This is a genomic window from Streptococcus parasanguinis CC87K (genome assembly GCF_000507765.1).
Lineage (GTDB): Bacteria > Bacillota > Bacilli > Lactobacillales > Streptococcaceae > Streptococcus > Streptococcus parasanguinis_J.
In genome coordinates, this window is the sequence record NZ_KI669401.1 from 569631 (window position 1) to 586882 (window position 17252).

Genomic DNA, 17252 nt, shown 5'->3' on the forward strand with positions numbered 1-17252 from the left:
TTTCCTTTATTTACAGTCTATTAATCCCAATTTTCAGCCAAAAAGCGAAGGCATTCTGGTAGGTGCTCTGCCCACGCTTCTTCATGGTGAATAGCACCGGATTGAATCCGAATGGCAATATTTTCCAAAGCCACCCCTTGTTGAATGACGTCGTGATAGTAACGAAGGGATGAATCAATATAGGCTTGCTTGATGTTTCCTGCCATTAGGGTTTTATCTGTATCATCCGCCTCTTCAGTCCCCACATAGATGTAGATCCGTTGGTCTGAATATAATTTTTTACGTTCGATATAATCTTTGAAGGCATCTTGGTGCAACCAGTTAGCAGAGGAGAAGACTCCCAGACAACCGATTTGATCTTGGTACTCTAAGCCCAAAAATTGGGTAATATTCCCACCCAAGGAAGAACCAATCATGGCCGTATGTTCTCGATCAGCAAGTGTTCGGTATTCTTGGTCGATAAAAGGTTTCACCACCTCCATGACAAATTCGCCGTACTCAACTCCCTTACCGCCAAATTGCATTCCGGGAATATTAGATTCCTTGTATTTCCAGGCAGAGTATTCATTCATGCGTTGGAAACCATCATTATCGATCGCAACGACAATCATGCGACTAATATCGGGATTCCGCTTAATGGCTGGAATCACCTTCCAGGAATGACCCGCATAAGCTTCCTTGCTATACAAAACGTTTTGCCCATCGTGGAAATAAACAACTGGATAACGTCTGTCTGTATCCGTTTCATAATTCTTAGGTAATAAGACTCGCACACGACGGAGTTTTCCGGTATAAGGCACTTTCAACTCGTGTGTCTTCATATCTAAATAAAAATAGGATTTGTTCATTGTCAGAAAACTCTCTATATTCTAAATTTTATTCATTATACCATTTTTAGAAGAAAAAGTCTGGATTTTCTCCAAACTTTTTCCTTTCTTGAGTTATTTTTCCATAAACTGAGCCAAATCTTGTAAAGAACGTTCGGCAATTTTCTCATACCGTTCCTTTTTATCTCGAATGCGTGGTCCTTCCAGCTCCTTGATAATTCCAAAATTGACATTCATCGGTTGGAAATGCTTGCTGTCGGTATGGGTAATATAGTGAGCCAGGCTTCCGATAGCTGTCGTTTCAGGGAAAATCGCTGCTTCTTCTCCTTTGAAAAGGCGAGCTGCATTGATTCCAGCTACCAAACCTGAGGCTGCTGACTCAACATAGCCTTCTACCCCTGTCATTTGGCCTGCAAAGAAGAGGTTCGGTTGTTTCTTAGAACGGTAGGTTTGTTCAAGCAGATTTGGAGAATCCATGTAGGAATTGCGGTGCATGACTCCGTATCTGACAAACTCCGCATGTTCCAAACCTGGAATCATTTGGAAGACCCGTTTTTGTTCGCCCCATTTAAGGTGAGTTTGGAAGCCAACGATATTGTAGAGGCTGGCAGCCGCATTGTCTTGGCGCAACTGAACGACTGCATAGGGTGTCTTAAACTCCCCATCACGTGGCCCTTTGTAATCATCTGGATACTCGAGTCCAACTGGCTTCATAGGGCCATAGAGCATAGTTTTGATGCCACGTTTGGCCATGACTTCAATGGGCATACAACCTTCAAAATACTTTTCTTTTTCAAAAGAGTTGAGCGGGGCTTCTTCTGCATTGACCAAGGCCTCGTGAAAATCCATAAATTCTTGTTTGGTCATTGGGCAGTTGAGATAGGCCGCTTCTCCCTTGTCATAACGAGACTTGAGGTAAACCTTGTTCATATCGACAGTATTGACATCGATAATAGGAGCTGCTGCATCATAGAAATAGAAACCATCGCCACCATTAAGGGCATGGATCTTTTCCGCCAAGGCATCGCTGGTTAGAGGCCCTGTTGCGACCACTGTGATGGCATCTGTCGGCAATTCCGTAATTTCATCGCGAATGACTTCAATGAGCGGGTGTTGGGACACCTTCTCCGTCACTCGACTAGCAAAACCTTCTCGGTCCACAGCAAGTGCTCCACCAGCTGGTACACGAGTCGCTTCAGCTGCTTCAAGAATGACAGAACCCAGACGGCGCATTTCTTCCTTGAGGAGCCCGACAGCATTGGTGAGAGAATCTCCCCGAAGAGAGTTGGAACACACTAACTCAGCAAAGTTATCTGTTTTGTGTTGCGGAGTTGATTTGACCCCGCGCATTTCGTAAAGCTTGACCGGAATACCCTGTTGGGCAATCTGATAAGCTGCCTCTGAGCCGGCGAGGCCTGCACCGATCACATTGATATAAGATTGAGACATGACACTAATACCTCTTTGGGTATCAAAACACCTCACTGAACTGTTAGACACCCACAAATCTTTCTAATTTTCTACTTGGTCCATTATACCAAAAAGCCAAGTAAAAAGACAGGGAGGCTTTTCCTTCCTGTCTTAGACTTTACTATTTATTTTCTTATAGACACAACCAAGCTGCTAAGAGGGCAGATAGGATACTGAACAAGGACCCGATCAAGTAATACTCCGCAAAGGCTGGATCCTCCGAAATTTTATTGTAGCGAGCGATGGACTTGGCAGTAAAGACTAGGCCGATCGAAGCAAATTGCCCATAGATGAGACAGGCACCAATCACCAAACGCTCTAAAAAGCCAATCATGGAACCAGCCCCAGTGATCGTATCCATTTTCTTCTTGCTGGTGGGTTGATACTTGGCAAACAGAATTTTAAAGGCAATATTGCTTGGTTTCCCAACTAGGAGAACATAAAAAATTAGATTTAAAGTGTCCAGAGGCAGATAGGTCGAACCATTCTTCGCTCCTAAAAGGACTAGATACGTCAAGATGCCGATATGCAAGACTTGATCCAAGACAAAGGTCCAGGCGGTTGGTAATTTCAATCCCTTCTGCACGATCGGTTTTAAGAAATCTATTCCAGCATGAGTCAGTAAAATGACCAAGCAAATCCACCACAAATCTAGATGACAGAGAGAAACCACGATCAGAGGCAGAGCTACATATAGAATGTGAAGCCCGAGCACCTTCTTATCCTGATCCTTGCGATCCGCCATCTTCTGACTTTGAAAATAATAATCCGATAACAAATGACAAATCAACAAAAGGATCAAGTATGGATTCGTTACGATACTAGACAATCCGCTCATGGGCCTCTCCTTTCTCTAAGCTATGAATACAAGCTAGTGTTGCTGCTCGTCCCCGTAAATAAACACGAATACTGCTACTCTTTAAGCGCTTGGACAGAGCACTTGGGTTAAGCCCTAGCGATTGGGCCAAATCTTGCTGACTAAAGGTTTCACTATAGACAGATCTCTTTAGCAGATTGAGCAGGATCTCTTCCTGACTCTCTCTCCAGCCCGAACGTATGGCCTCTCCAGAAGCGATGAGCGCATTCACCACTAAGTCCTGGCTGTCATTACCGCTCAAAAAATAGATCTGGGTATTGCCATAATCATTTTTCTGATGGACCAGATTAATGGCTGCGCGTGCATTCCAATAGGCCGGTCCATCTGCACCGATACTTTGCAGGGGATCGATATCCGTTACAATCTCCCCGAGGCCAATGCCGAAACGAAGTTGAGTCGGCTTTAGTTCTGAACGCAGGGTATCAATGATTTGAAAAACCGGAGCCTCCACTTTTAAAAGCGCCTGAAACTCATCGCCCAAAGTTAAGGTAAAAGCCGATGCTAGGCAGTTTTTAAAAAGCTCATTGATCTTTTGAAGAGTTTTTTCCAATTGTTTTTGCAGGTCAAAACGTTCTTGTACGGTTTTGGAATCAATGACATCTGCAATCAAAGCAAGATACATATGCTCACCTCCTTGTGTCTATTATAACGAAAAAAACGAAAAATGTCTATTATAACAGACATTTATAAAAATTGCTGTTATAATAGACATTTAATAACTTATTTCACTTTTTCTTCTTCGTAGTCGCCATTGCTACATACGACTTGTTTGCCGCCACCACGAACTTTTTTCTCAACTAAGTAGTGGCCACATTTTGGACAATCCCGACCGATCGGCTTATCCCAAGAGGTAAATTCACACTCTGGATAGCGATTGCATCCATAGAAGATACGGTTGCGCTTGGTTTTGCGTTCGATGATTTGTCCCTGATGACAGTCAGGACACTCCACACCGATTTCTTTGACAATGGCCTGGGTATGACGACAATCTGGGAAATTGCTACAAGCATAGAACTTACCAAAACGTCCTAATTTAATCACCATCGGGCTGCCACAGACTTCACAATCAAAACCAGCTGGTTCGTCTTTGATTTGGATTTTTTCCATCTCTTCTTCAGCCTTGGCGACTTCTTTAGAGAATGGTTTGTAGAAGGCATCAATGACTTTTTGCCACTCTTCTTTTCCGAGTTCGACATCATCGAGTTTCCCTTCCATCTCCGCTGTGAAGGTCACATTGACAATATCTGGGAAAAACTCAACAATCAGTTTATTAACGATCTCCCCTAATTCCGTTGGTTCAAAGCGTTTAGCTACCAGCTTCACATAATAGCGTTTTTGAATGGTCTCAATCGTCGGAGCATAGGTTGAAGGGCGACCTACTCCATTTTCCTCCAACGTCTTAATCAAAGTAGCTTCAGAATAACGGGCCGGTGGTTGGGTAAAGTGTTGCTCCGGCTTGCTATTGACCTGCTTGACGATATCGCCTTCTACCATGTCCGGCAACATCTTGTTTTTGTCTGAATCATTATAAATCGCCAAATAACCGTCAAACTTTACCTGGCTCCCATTTGCCGTATACTGAACCCCATTTTGACCTAAACGGACATTCATGGTATCAAAGACAGCTGCTGTCATTTGACTAGCGACAAAACGGTTCCAAATCAAGGTGTAGAGTTTCAATTGGTCTTTGTCCAAGTATTTAGCAATGCTCTCAGGAGTATTGAAGACGCTAGATGGACGAATCGCTTCGTGGGCATCTTGGGCACCAGAAGCATTCTTCACACGGCTTCCATGCTTAGAATATTTCTCACCGAAGCGATCCACGATAAAGTTAGCTGCCTCATTTTGCGCAACCGGACTGATCCGTGTGGAGTCGGTACGCATATAGGTAATCAAACCTTGAACACCAGAGCCAATATTGATTCCTTCGTACAATTGCTGAGCGACCATCATGGTCTTGCGTGTACGGAAGTTAATCTTATTAGCTGCATCCATCTGCATAGAAGAGGTGGTGTAAGGAAGAGGAGCATTGCGACGACGCTCTTTCTTTTCAACTTTTTCAACGGTAAAATCTTTGCCATCTAAGCGTTCAAGAACTGCTTTCACCTCTTCATTGGTGTTGAGCTTCATCTTCTTGCCATCAATCCCATAGAAGCTAGCTTGGAATTGTTTGGTCCCTTTTTTGAAGACACCATCAATAGTCCAGTATTCTTCCGGCTTGAAATCATTGATTTCGTTTTCGCGATCAATGATTAATTTGAGGGCAACAGATTGCACGCGCCCTGCAGAAAGTCCTTTTTTGACCTTTTTCCAAAGAATAGGCGAAATTGAATACCCTACAATCCGGTCCAAGACCCGACGTGCTTGTTGGGCATCAACCAAATCCATATCGATTTGACGCGGTTCTTTAAAGGCATTTTTAACGGCATCCTTAGTGATTTCATTAAAAACCACGCGATTCTTTTCTTTGGCATCCAAGTTCAAAATATGAGCCAAATGCCAAGAAATAGCTTCTCCTTCTCGGTCCGGGTCACTTGCAAGAAAGACTTGTTTAGCTTTTTTAGCTTCTTTTTTCAAATCATTGATCAAGGGACCTTTTCCGCGAATATTGATATACTCTGGTTCATAGTTATTGTCGAAATCAATTGACATAGTTGATTTTTTCAGGTCTCGAATATGACCGACACTGGCCATGACTTTATAGTTACGACCAAGATATTTTTCGATTGTTTTCGCCTTAGCAGGAGACTCCACAATCACCAAATTTTTCTTGGTTGTACTGCTTTTCTTTTTTGTTACCACGTTTTATCCCTCTGTATTGTATAAATCTCATTGAGTTTAATACATTTTAAGAAAGATGTCAACTAGGAACTTCTCCTATAGGAAAATCACAATTCGTATTTCAATTCATCAAGAATGTCCTGGCCTGAGGTGACAAGCTTTGCACCTTCTTGAATCAGATGATGGCAGCCTGCAGATTTTCCATCTAAAATATTTCCTGGAATAGCAAAAACGTCTCGGCCTTCTTCCATAGCACGCTCACAAGTAATCAAACTACCTGAACGGAGTCGAGCCTCTGCCACAATCACAGCCTGACAGAGGCCAGCAATGATGCGATTTCTCTCAGGAAAATGAAACTTCAGTGGTGCCTGCCCTGGACCATACTCGCTCAAGATCAGATGGTTTTCCCCCATATGTGCCTGCAGTCTTTGATTGCTTTTAGGATAAAAGACATCCAGTCCCGTTCCTATCACTCCGATGGTCTTGCCACCATTTCGTATACTGGCATAATGAGCTGTCGCATCAATTCCCTTAGCAAGTCCACTAACGATGACCAGTTCATTTCCAAGTTCTTTAATAATCTTCTCTACAGATCGCACCCCTTCTCGCGTCGTTTCCCGAGCTCCTACGACTGCAATCTTCGGTTTGGTTAACAGCTCCAAATCCCCTTGGTAAAAAAGGAGTACAGGAGGATTGTAGATCTGTAGCAATTCCTCCGGGTATTCAGGATCAAAAATGGATAGAGATGGGAACCGTTCAAACTCCTTGTGTAAATGCTCTTCATCCAGCTGCCGGTATTTGTCTACAAAATGAATAATACTGCGACAGCGAGCGATCCTTGCTATCTCTTCTAAGCTTGGTAAGGCTTGGTCTTTCCTACAGTAGTCCAAAACTCTCAAGACTTGCTCATTTGATAAACCAGCTTCTTTTAATTTAAAGATTTCAAATTTCTCCATGGTCACCTTCTACTTCCTCTCACTTATTTATTCGAAAAAGAATGGAAAAAAAGCTCTATTTCTAGAACTTTTTTTGATATGTAGAAGAATAAAAGTAAGATGCGGCACCAATCAAGTTGCTTTCATTATGGAAGCGAGCCGCTTGGATCGGCAAGGCCTCAAATTGTTTATGCCCTTTTTGAGAGAGTAGGTTATGGTATTGTCGACTGATCTCATCGATCAGTAGCGGTTGGCTACTAATGCCCCCTCCAATTGTCACCTTCTCAAGCAGGAGCAATGATTGAAGATTAAAAATCAGAATAGCAATATCATGACAATACTCCCGAAACAAGGATTTCAGCTCCTCATGGCCTCCTTGATCAAGAGCCTTGAAAACGGCTATACCATCTGCCTTTTCTAGGTTTAAGATGTGACTAGCCTTCTCAACAAATTGAACAGCTGAACCGGTGTTTTCCAAAAGATTGGAAATACCTTGCAAAAAGAGTCCGCGATGAAAGCGGCGATTTTCTGGTGTTCTTTCTGCCTTATCAATAGTCCGAATGTATTCTGTCAGTTGCCATCCTCTCAATAGATCACCGTTAGAAAGAAGAGCGAGACCTACTCCTGTCCCCAAGACCAAGGTCGCACCACATGGACAATCTTTTAGATTACCAAGCCTTGCTTCCGCTAGACCAGCGGCTTCTCCATCATTAAGAACGGTGACGGGTACTTGAAATGTTTGTTGCAATCTACTAGCTAGAGGAATGCCTCGCAAATATGGAATGAGACCACCTCGAAAGACAAAGCCAAGGCTCTTTTGGATCTCACCAGGGCATGAAATGGCGATTCCCTCGATTTCTTCCCGTACAGGAGCAACGATTCCTTCTAATCCTTGCCAAAAGTCCTCAATCGTAGATGGTGTTGGGATCTTGTCTGTACGGATCAATTGATAGTCTGCATCCATCAGACCGTACTTTATAAAGGTCCCTCCGATATCGATGGTAAATAGCATAGCCTAATCCTCACACATTGATTTGACGGGTTCAAATGAACGCCGATGGATAGGGGTCACTCCCAGCTTGTCGAGGCCAGCCAGATGGTTAGCCGTCCCATAGCCAGCGTTCTGCGTAAAATCATAACCCGGATATTCGCAATCAAACTCTTCCATCATCTGATCCCGAGTCACCTTGGCTACGATGGATGCTGCAGCAATGGATAAGGAGTTGGCATCCCCTTTGATGATACTAGTTTGGGGAATAGGAAGATCCAACTTCATGGCATCAATCAAAAGATGCTGGGGTTGAGGCTCTAACTGACCAATGGCCTCCATCATGGCTAGCTTCGTAGCTTCATAGATATTAACCTGATCAATCACTTGATTGTCCTTGATGCCGATTCCGATCGCAATGGCGTTTTGGAGCACAGCCTCATAGATTTCTTTGTGTTTGGATTTTGGAATCTTTTTACTATCGTTGAGTCCCAGAATTTTACAAGCTTTCGGCAAGATCACGGCAGCTGCAACAACTGGACCCGCTAATGGGCCGCGTCCCACTTCATCCACACCTGCAATAAGATCAATCCCTTGAGCATAAAGTTCTTTCTCATAGGCTAGCATTTTTTCCAAACGCAAGTCTTCATCCACTTGTTTTTGGAGTTCGCGTTTTCGTTTGCTGATAGCCGCTTGAACCCCCGCTCGACCATCAAGGATCAATTCTTCAAATAAGGGATGATCTAGATCGTCAATCGTTGCCAAACGCTCTTTGATTTCTTTAATCGTTGGCATCTATTTCACCTACACGATCAAGGGAATAGCGTCCCAAACGACCATCACGTACATCCTTGACAAACAAACTGTAAAAACGGTCGTAATCCTCTCGAAATCCTAATTTCTGGGTCATTTCCATAATGATTTCAGGAGCTTCTTGTTCCAGATCCATTTGTTTAAAACGTTCCTGCAAAACAGCTGGATAGTGCTTTTTGAAATAGTTAAGACCAAAGATGGTCACTTCATCCATTGGAAGCAACTGGTCTTTGATGGCACCTGTTAAAGCGAGCTTTAAGGCCACTTCTTCATCTTCAAACTTGGGCCAGAGAATCCCAGGAGTATCCAAGATTTCAAGGTCTTTGTTGGTTTTCAACCACTGTTGCCCCTTGGTCACCCCTGGTTTATTCCCAACAACAGCAATCTTTTTCCCTGCTAAGCGGTTCATCAAAGTTGATTTCCCGGCATTAGGAATTCCGATGATCATGGTCCGAAGGGTTTCAATCTGAATTCCCCGTTCCTTTTGACGGGCAATTTTATCGGCCATCAAGCTCTTAGCAGCATCTGTGACCTTCTTAACCGTAGATTGCTCTTTGGAGTTGATAGCCAAGGTTTTGATGCCTTGAGACTCAAAATAGTCCTGCCATTCTTTTGTTGCCACAGGATCTGCCAAGTCTACCTTGTTCAAAATCATTAATTTAGGCTTATCACCAACAATTTTCGTTAACATAGGATTTTGGCTTGATAGGGGTAAACGAGCATCTACCAGAACCGTCACAAAATCCACAAATTTTAAATTTTCTTGTACTTGTCTTCTAGCTTTGGACATGTGTCCAGGAAACCATTGTATAGTTGCCATGTTCTCCATTCCTTTCCAGTTCAATCTCTTCTATTATACCATGTTTTCTGAAATCACTGTGATTAAGAAAAATACTAAAAAAGAAGCTACCTAAGTAACTTCTATTTTATATTCTAGCGAATTTGCTCAAAATGCAAATGCACGGCGATATGATCACCATAGCCGCTCCGTTCCAAATCACGTTGCAAGCGATAAGAAATATAGTGTTCAGCAATGGTAATATAACCAGCACCAAGTAAACGGTGCTCAACCATTGACTGGATCATGCTGATCGTCGCACGTTCCACTTTAGCTTCTTCCAAATCCATCACAACTTTCTTGGTCACTTGCGCCAAGTTTTGGCGAAGATCATCCGTCAAGACATAAACTGTTTGTGCTGCCTTCAAAACAGCTTGATAGATTTTATCTGGGTCAAATTCTACAACTTCACCACTACGTTTAATGACTTCCATCTTATTCTCCTTGATCATCAATATACTTCTATTATCTTAATAAATAGGGGATTTGTCAAGAATCTAAGACATCAATAATCCGGACGAAGAACTCCCGTAATGATCTCTTTAGTAGCATGGTAATCCCCATCTACTACAACCTTGATGATACGTTTCGCTTCTTCTGCCGGTGCTGGCACCAATGGCAAACGAGTTGGCCCTGCGTCAAAGCCCATATAGTTCAAGACAGCTTTGACAGGAGCTGGACTCGGATATGAGAAGAGAGCATTGACTTTAGGGATAAATTGACGTTGGATAGCCGCAGCCTTTTTAATATCGTTGTGTTCAATCGCTTGGAACATCTCATGCATTTCATCTCCATTTGTATGAGAAGCCACTGAGATCACTCCATCAGCCCCAAGGTTCATCGCATGGAAAGCATCTCCATCTTCCCCTGTATAGACGAGAAATTCTTCTGGCTTGTGTTCAATCAAATAGGCCATATTAGCAAGAGTTGTACACTCTTTGACCCCAATGATATTTGGGTGTTCTGCCAAACGAAGCATGGTTTCAGGCGTCATTTCCACAACCACACGCCCAGGAATATTGTAGATAATAATCGGAAGATTAGATGCATCCGCAATCGCTTTAAAGTGTTGATACATGCCTTCTTGAGATGGTTTGTTGTAGTAAGGAACGATAGCCAATCCTGCCGCAAAGCCACCAAAAGCATCCACTTCTTTAACAAACTCAATCGAGTCGCGGGTTTCATTGGTTCCGACACCAGCGATCAAAGGCACTCGACCATTGACAATCTTTTGAACGGCCGCAAAGAGTTGCAATTCCTCATCGTGGGTCAGAGTTGGACTTTCTGCAGTCGTTCCAGCTAAGAGAATCCCGTCTGTATGATGTGCCAAAAGGTGCTCAATCAAGTCAGGAAGAGCGTCAAAATTAATGCTTCCATCTTCATGGAAGGGGGTGATAAATGCAGTAATAATTTTACAATCTTTTAAATCTTGATAAGACATAGAAAAACCTTTCTCTATATAAGAAAGAGGCTGGGGCTTGCTTGCCTTTGCCTCATGATCTGTTCATAAAACAAGTTGATTTGTTAGTTAGCTAAGGAAGAAATCAAACTCTTCGAGTTACTGATTTCTGTTTTTCTTCCTATTTCAATTCAAACTTCAACTCAGCTGTTGGACGTACGAGTCCACGTTCGTGAAGAGTTTCTGCGATTTGGACTGAGTTCCAAGCGGCACCTTTAAGAAGGTTATCTGAAACAACCCACATGTGGATCCCTTTTTCAGCATCCAAGTCTTTACGAATCCGTCCAACGAAGGTATCGCGTGAACCGACCGCATTAACCGCTTGAGGGTAGACTTGATGAGCAACATCGTCTTCAAGGACTGCACCTGGGAATCCTGCAATAGCAGCTTTCACTTCGTCAATTGGTGCCACTTCTTTTGTTTCAATGTAGACTGACTCTGAGTGAGCTGACAAGACTGGAATCCGCACACATGTTGCTGAAACGGCAATGCTATCATCTTCCATGATTTTCTTAGTTTCGTTTGTCATCTTCATTTCTTCGTAAGTATAGTCATTTTCTGTGAAGACGTCGATTTGTGGAAGAGCATTGAAAGCGATTGGGTAATGTTTTTTATCGCCACCACATGGCAAGATTTCTGCTTTGACATCGCGTGGGTTGACCCCATCATTCAAGACTTCCTTCAACTCACGTTGGGTTTCAAGAATTGCTCCCATACCAGCACCTGATACAGCTTGGTAAGTAGACACGATGATACGGTCCAAGCCCCATTTTTGACGAACGGGCTCAAGGGCCACCATCATTTGAATGGTTGAACAGTTTGGACAAGAGATGATTCCGTTGTGAGCATCAAGCGCATGTGCATTCACTTCAGGAACAACCAATGGGACATCCGGATTTTGACGGAAATAAGAAGTGTTATCAACCACTACTGCGCCTGCTTTCACCGCATAAGGTGCATATTTGGCAGATGTTGAACCACCAGCTGAGAAGAGAGCAATATCAACGCCTTCAAAAGCATCTTCAGTCGTTTCTTCGATGGTCACGTCTTGCCCTTTAAATTGCAAGACTTTTCCTGCAGAACGTGCAGACGCAAGGTAGCGAATTTTATCGATTGGAAGTGTTGATTCTTCCAACATTTTGATCATTTGAGCACCAACGGCACCTGTAGCACCGACAACAGCAACTGTGTATCCCATAGTAAATCCTCTTTCAAAATTTTCTAAAAATTGAGTATTTGTACTATTATACAATTTTTTGGCATAAATGAAAAGTACCAACAGTAGGAAAAAATCCTGATTCTAAGACCAGGATTTTTGATGGTTATTAATAATAAATAGCTTTTTAGTTAAGGTCATAGTTCAAATCACTTAAATCTTTCTTACCTTGTGTTTCTTCAGTAAGAAATGGAACTTGATGGATCCCCTTTACACCTGCTACGATAGACGCCGGAAATGAAACAATTTCTTGATTGATGTGGCTAATATTACTGTTGACAATTCGCTTCGCTGCAGCAAGATCTTCATTTTCATCAGCAATTTCCTTTTGCAAGGCCAAGAATTGGTTAGAAGACAAGAGCTCTGGATAATTTTCACCAACTGCACGAATTTGTGCCAAGACATCGTTTTGATTGGTAATGACTTGGTTGGATTCTTGAATGCTCGCTCCTTGGCGTAAAGCAACTAAATCGGTAAAGAGCCCCTGTTCATGTTTTGCATAAGCTTTCGCTACTTTTAGCATTTCCGAAATGGTATCATAGCGTTTTACGAGGACGATATCGACCGTTCTCTTTGATTCTTCAATGGTCACAAGGTAACGATTGAGGCGATTTCCTACACTAATAAACCAAATAGCCAATAGGCCAACAAATATGATTAAACCGATAATGAGATTCATGATGTTTCTCCTTCAAAAATTGCTGTTATTTCTTTAATTAAATCCAGTTCTTTGCATAATTTATGATATTCAGACACCAAAGATAGTTGATCAATATCTTCCGGTTTTTGGGGAGTCGGAAAGATATAACGATCGGTATACAAAGAAATATAGAGTTTCTTGTCTTTCAAAAATACACACATGGCATTTTGAGAAATTTGTCGATCAAACCATTCTAACATCTTAGGGGTGAGAAATTTACGGGCAGACAGTTCATCTGTACAGTAGATATTGTAATTCTCGTTATTGCGAATATCCTCGGTTTCAATCTGCACTTCATCCCCTCTGGCTCCAGGATAAACCCCATTCACCTCCCTCTTAAAAAGAAAGGATTTCTTGGTCGGAACCACCCGAAGATGACCCGAGAAATTGATCGGTAGACATAAAGAGAACACTTGTCCAAGGAAATCTGTAACTTCCACATGTTCCGTCCTCGTATGACCATTAGATGTCCGGTAACGAGTCTCTGTATGATGGGCATAGAGATTTGACACCGTCAGCTCTTTGTCATCATGAAATGATAGCTCTTTGAAACACAGAAAATCAGTCGACCGAGGACATAAATGCGAGAGAGCTTCAGAAGGGATGGAACCGTCCTCTTTGATCGAAGCTTTAGGAAAAACTTCCTTTAATACAGGCGACAAGATATCATCAAGATAGATTTCATCGTTCGAACGAATTCGATCCCCAAACAAGGCTTTTCTTTTTTTATATTGTGGCCAATAATACAAACCAACCACTAAAAGGATCAAAGGAATAGCTGCAAAACGCAATAAAATGAGAGACAGTATGGCGCAAATAATACCAAAAGATCGCAAAACATTCCACTGAAGATTGTTCTTCATCTGTTCTCGGATCAATCCGATGGCATCCTGAAATTGTTTGGAGTTTTCAAGCTCTTCAATTTTCTGCGAATAGTCTGTAGATGCTGAATCATTAGAATGATAGAAATCTCCCAATCAACTCCACTCCTTTCTGACACAAGGCACTTCACTATATTATAACACCAACATAACTTTGTAGCAACTGTATTATAATAGTTTTCAGTTCTTTGAAGACACAAAAAAATCCTGATCCGAAGACCAGGATTTGAGGCACCTTTCGGTGAGAACAGCCGGTTCACACAACTGTTCAAGGTCCGCTCCTGCGTTACAATTGAATGTAGACCTCCTCAGCGCAAAAGGCTCCTAAGAGCCAATCGACTCATCGCATAATTCTAGTTTACCATGAACATCCACAAACTGTCAAGAAGGTAGGTACTTGCTTCCTTCTCGAATACTCAAAGGAGATAACTGCTCTCGATAGCGGTCGATAAAGGCCCCTACCCAATCCGGATTAACCTTGGAATAATTGCGTAAACTCCAGCCGATTGCCTTATTTATAAAGAACTCGCTTTGACCTAGATTATTGAGGATCACTTTTTCTAACAAATCCGTATCTGTTTTTTCTTTCCTCATAAGCTGGTGATCAATGGCAATCCGCCTCAACCAAAAGTCCTGATCCTTACTCCAATCCAGCATAACCTGCTTGGTTTCTGGATAGTGAAAAGTAATCTCTCCGATGATAAGGTCCAATTGATCTATACTGTCCCACCATGATTTGGTTTGAGCCAATTCCTTTAGCTTTGGAAAATCTTCAGGTATAAGCTCCTTCTTCTTTTTATCCAGATAATCCATAGCAATATATTGGAACTCACGGTAGGGTTGCTGCCAACACTCTTCCACAAAAGCCCAATCAATTGGATCCTTTATGAAAAGCTTAAAAAAATCTCTTTCAATCTTTTTGAGAATTGATTTTTGAACCCCAAGAAAGCTGAATTTATTTTTCATATAAGCTTCCATTGCTGGGAGTTTCGCTGGATCAGCTTGGTCTTCTAACAATTTCAAAAGAATTTTTGTATCCATATGATTCCTCCTTTTTTACATCAAAGGTCCAATCAAAGAAAAGAGATAGCCAGCTAGACGATGAGCCATAGGCATTTTAGATAAACTTTCTAGAGTGACTTCCTCTGATAGAGCCTGGGTTTTCTCAAAATCTTCTTCAATCTTTAGCACTTCCAGAGTTTTGTAGAGATAGACCCCATCTTCAAAATTTTGATAGAGACTTCGGTAGTCTGTATTAATGGTTCCTACAACAGCTTGTTGGCTATCAGAAACATAAACTTTAGCATGGACAAAGCCTGGGGTATAACGGAAAATACGGACGCCAGCATCCAAGAGCACTTTAAAATAGGTCGTCGCAATATCAAAGGCATACTGTTTATCTGGAATCCCTGGCATAATAATCCGAACATCTACTCCTCGTTTGGCCGCGAAAGTCATAGCTCTAACCAATTCGTCATCCAAGATCAGATACGGCGTCATGATGTGAACATAATCGGTCGATGTATTCAGTAAATGAAGATAAACATCCTCAGCCACCTTATGATAAGTCAATGGTGAATTGCCATAAGGAAGAACCAAGCCCTGGCTCTTTCTTTGTTGAGGTTTTTCTTGTAGATAGCGCTCCATATCCGCTTTGTCTTCTATTCCGGTCACTGTCCACATGGTCAAAAAGAGAGCTTTTAGCGTTTGAACTGCTGAACCATCTAATCGAAGGGCCGTATCCTTCCAATGACCAAAGCGTTCTCGTTTATTGACATACTCATCAGCGATATTAACGCCACCAGTGTAAGCAACTTGACCATCAATCACTGTAATCTTTCGATGGTCTCGGTAATTGTAATAGGTTGATAGAATAGGCTTGACTGGTGAGAAGGCCTGAGCTTTAATGCCAACCTTGTGCAATCGCTCGATATAATCGTAGGACAAGGTAGTCATCTCATTCATCCCATCAAACATGACACGAACATCCAGACCTGCCTTGGCCTTCTCCTCCAAAATGGCTAAAATCTCGCCCCACATGATCCCTTCGTCAATAATGAAATATTCCATAAAGATATAACGTTCCGCCTTTTTCAAATCCTCCAACAAGGCTGGTAGCATGTCATCTCCAAGTGGAAAATAGGTGACCTCTGTGTCTCTGTAGATAGGAAACTGGGCTGGACTATGCTCCAGAAAATAAGCTAATTTCTGTAATTGGCTATCACTTTGGGATAAATAATCAGCAACTTCTGGATCGGTGCTTAGATAGTCAGATGCCTGCACTGTAGCATCCTCAAGCCGCTTCTTCAAGCGTCTCACACCCAAATCAGCTAACGAAAAGTAAAGCAGAGCCGTCCCAAAAATTGGAAAGAGGGCAATGATAATCACCCAGGACAGTTTGGAACGAGAATCCATGGAACGATTGAGCAAGTAAAAGAAGGTAAAGACACTCAACAAGTGTTCCCATAAGATAATGGATGGGAAATGCTCTTGTAGACTGAGATATGAAAAAACAAGAAAGGCCAATTCCAGTAAGAAGAACAGAAGAATGGGAACCTTTCGGTTAAGTAGAATTTTGACCCATCTGGAGGGCTTTTGAGGTAACAGCCTAGCACTTTGTTCTTCAGTCATAAAGGCTCCTTTCATGTAGGGGAGACCATCACAACTTTCCGGTCTCTTTCAGTAATTTTATTAGTATCATTTTAGCCTATGAAAAAGTCAGGGATAATTAACTATTGCGATTTACAAATGTCGTGATTTCTACTGTATTTTTCTCACCGGCCCTTCGATCGTCTTTTGCATCCAGACGATATCATGCCATTTGTTAAACTTATAGCCAATCTTTGGGAAATGAGCCACTTGGACATACCCTCGCTTTTCATGCATGGAAATGCTCGCTTCGTTCGGAACTGCGATACAAGCCAGAAAGCGTAAGTAGCCTCGTGCTTGCAACTCCTCTTCTAAGGCAGTATAAAGGGCCGATCCGATCCCTTGTCCACGCGCTTCTTTTGCTACATAAATAGACAATTCAGTGGTCCAATCATAGGCAGCGCGTGCATAATAGGTCGAGGCATAGGCATACCCCACAACTTTCCCATCCACTTCTGCGACCAAATAAGGAAATTGGGTCAGCGTTTTTGTGATGCGACTTTCAAATTCCTGGACAGTCGGCACATCAACCTCAAAGGTAATGGCTGTCTCTGTCACATAAGGTTGGTAAATCGCTCGGATAGCTGCTGCATCGCTGAGCTGAACGGGTCGAATCATTATGGTGGCCTCCTCATTAGATTATACCTAGTATACCGATATGCCTCCTCACTGTCAATGAAAGTCTAGCAGCAAGCAAAAAATCCTGGAAATGTATCCAGGATTTCCATCCTTCTTAAACCGTTTGACTTAACCCCATCATCCGGTAAAGGAACAAAGCACTCGGAGCTTTCAAAAAGCTCTTTTGCTTGGAATATGTT

Annotated in this window: 17 protein-coding genes; all 17 read right to left on the minus strand. The window is 42.3% G+C overall.

Annotated features, from left to right (window positions below):
• Positions 1–20: 20 nt before the first annotated feature.
• Entirely contained in the window at positions 21–848 is an 828-nt protein-coding gene (locus HMPREF1195_RS02835) for an alpha/beta hydrolase (RefSeq protein ID WP_023918166.1), read from the minus strand.
• Positions 849–941: 93 nt separating this feature from the next.
• Positions 942–2276: a methylenetetrahydrofolate--tRNA-(uracil(54)-C(5))-methyltransferase (FADH(2)-oxidizing) TrmFO gene (gene trmFO / locus HMPREF1195_RS02840; RefSeq protein WP_023918167.1), complete on the minus strand. Its 1335-nt coding sequence runs from the start codon at positions 2274–2276 to the stop codon at positions 942–944.
• Between the two features lie 154 nt (positions 2277–2430).
• Positions 2431–3135 (minus strand): DUF3307 domain-containing protein, encoded by a 705-nt coding sequence (locus HMPREF1195_RS02845; RefSeq protein ID WP_023918168.1) that lies wholly within the window; start codon positions 3133–3135, stop codon positions 2431–2433.
• Positions 3119–3796 carry a SatD family protein gene (locus HMPREF1195_RS02850; RefSeq protein ID WP_023918169.1) on the minus strand — a complete coding sequence of 226 codons (678 nt, stop codon included), beginning with the start codon at positions 3794–3796 and terminating at the stop codon, positions 3119–3121. The genes HMPREF1195_RS02845 and HMPREF1195_RS02850 overlap by 17 nt, the downstream gene beginning before the upstream one ends.
• A gap of 98 nt (positions 3797–3894) precedes the next feature.
• A complete protein-coding gene (gene topA, locus HMPREF1195_RS02855) occupies positions 3895–5976 on the minus strand; it encodes a type I DNA topoisomerase (protein ID WP_023918171.1) in 2082 nt (693 codons plus the stop codon).
• A gap of 86 nt (positions 5977–6062) precedes the next feature.
• Positions 6063–6911, minus strand: coding sequence for a DNA-processing protein DprA (gene dprA / locus HMPREF1195_RS02860; RefSeq protein ID WP_023918173.1), 849 nt, complete (start codon positions 6909–6911; stop codon positions 6063–6065).
• A gap of 61 nt (positions 6912–6972) precedes the next feature.
• On the minus strand, positions 6973–7902 hold the full coding sequence (locus HMPREF1195_RS02865; RefSeq protein WP_023918174.1) for an ROK family protein: 930 nt from the start codon (positions 7900–7902) through the stop codon (positions 6973–6975).
• 3 nt (positions 7903–7905) lie between these two features.
• Positions 7906–8673 (minus strand): ribonuclease HII, encoded by a 768-nt coding sequence (locus HMPREF1195_RS02870; protein WP_023918176.1) that lies wholly within the window; start codon positions 8671–8673, stop codon positions 7906–7908.
• Positions 8660–9511, minus strand: a complete 852-nt coding sequence (gene ylqF / locus HMPREF1195_RS02875; protein ID WP_023918177.1) for a ribosome biogenesis GTPase YlqF — start codon at positions 9509–9511, stop codon at positions 8660–8662. The genes HMPREF1195_RS02870 and ylqF overlap by 14 nt, the downstream gene beginning before the upstream one ends.
• Before the next feature lie 113 nt (positions 9512–9624).
• Positions 9625–9963, minus strand: coding sequence for an ATP cone domain-containing protein (locus tag HMPREF1195_RS02880; protein WP_006597242.1), 339 nt, complete (start codon positions 9961–9963; stop codon positions 9625–9627).
• A gap of 71 nt (positions 9964–10034) precedes the next feature.
• Entirely contained in the window at positions 10035–10970 is a 936-nt protein-coding gene (dapA, locus tag HMPREF1195_RS02885; RefSeq protein WP_023918180.1) for a 4-hydroxy-tetrahydrodipicolinate synthase, read from the minus strand.
• A gap of 139 nt (positions 10971–11109) precedes the next feature.
• Positions 11110–12186, minus strand: a complete 1077-nt coding sequence (locus HMPREF1195_RS02890) for an aspartate-semialdehyde dehydrogenase (protein WP_023918182.1) — start codon at positions 12184–12186, stop codon at positions 11110–11112.
• Between the two features lie 145 nt (positions 12187–12331).
• Positions 12332–12883: a LemA family protein gene (locus tag HMPREF1195_RS02895; RefSeq protein ID WP_023918183.1), complete on the minus strand. Its 552-nt coding sequence runs from the start codon at positions 12881–12883 to the stop codon at positions 12332–12334.
• Positions 12880–13881, minus strand: coding sequence for a DUF3137 domain-containing protein (locus HMPREF1195_RS02900; RefSeq protein ID WP_023918185.1), 1002 nt, complete (start codon positions 13879–13881; stop codon positions 12880–12882). The genes HMPREF1195_RS02895 and HMPREF1195_RS02900 overlap by 4 nt, the downstream gene beginning before the upstream one ends.
• Before the next feature lie 285 nt (positions 13882–14166).
• On the minus strand, positions 14167–14826 hold the full coding sequence (locus HMPREF1195_RS02905; RefSeq protein WP_023918187.1) for a DNA alkylation repair protein: 660 nt from the start codon (positions 14824–14826) through the stop codon (positions 14167–14169).
• A gap of 15 nt (positions 14827–14841) precedes the next feature.
• The gene (gene cls, locus HMPREF1195_RS02910; protein ID WP_023918189.1) at positions 14842–16416 is read right to left on the minus strand and encodes a cardiolipin synthase; all 1575 of its coding nucleotides are present in this window, start codon (positions 16414–16416) and stop codon (positions 14842–14844) included.
• A gap of 129 nt (positions 16417–16545) precedes the next feature.
• Positions 16546–17052: a GNAT family N-acetyltransferase gene (locus tag HMPREF1195_RS02915; protein ID WP_023918191.1), complete on the minus strand. Its 507-nt coding sequence runs from the start codon at positions 17050–17052 to the stop codon at positions 16546–16548.
• Positions 17053–17252 lie beyond the last annotated feature (200 nt).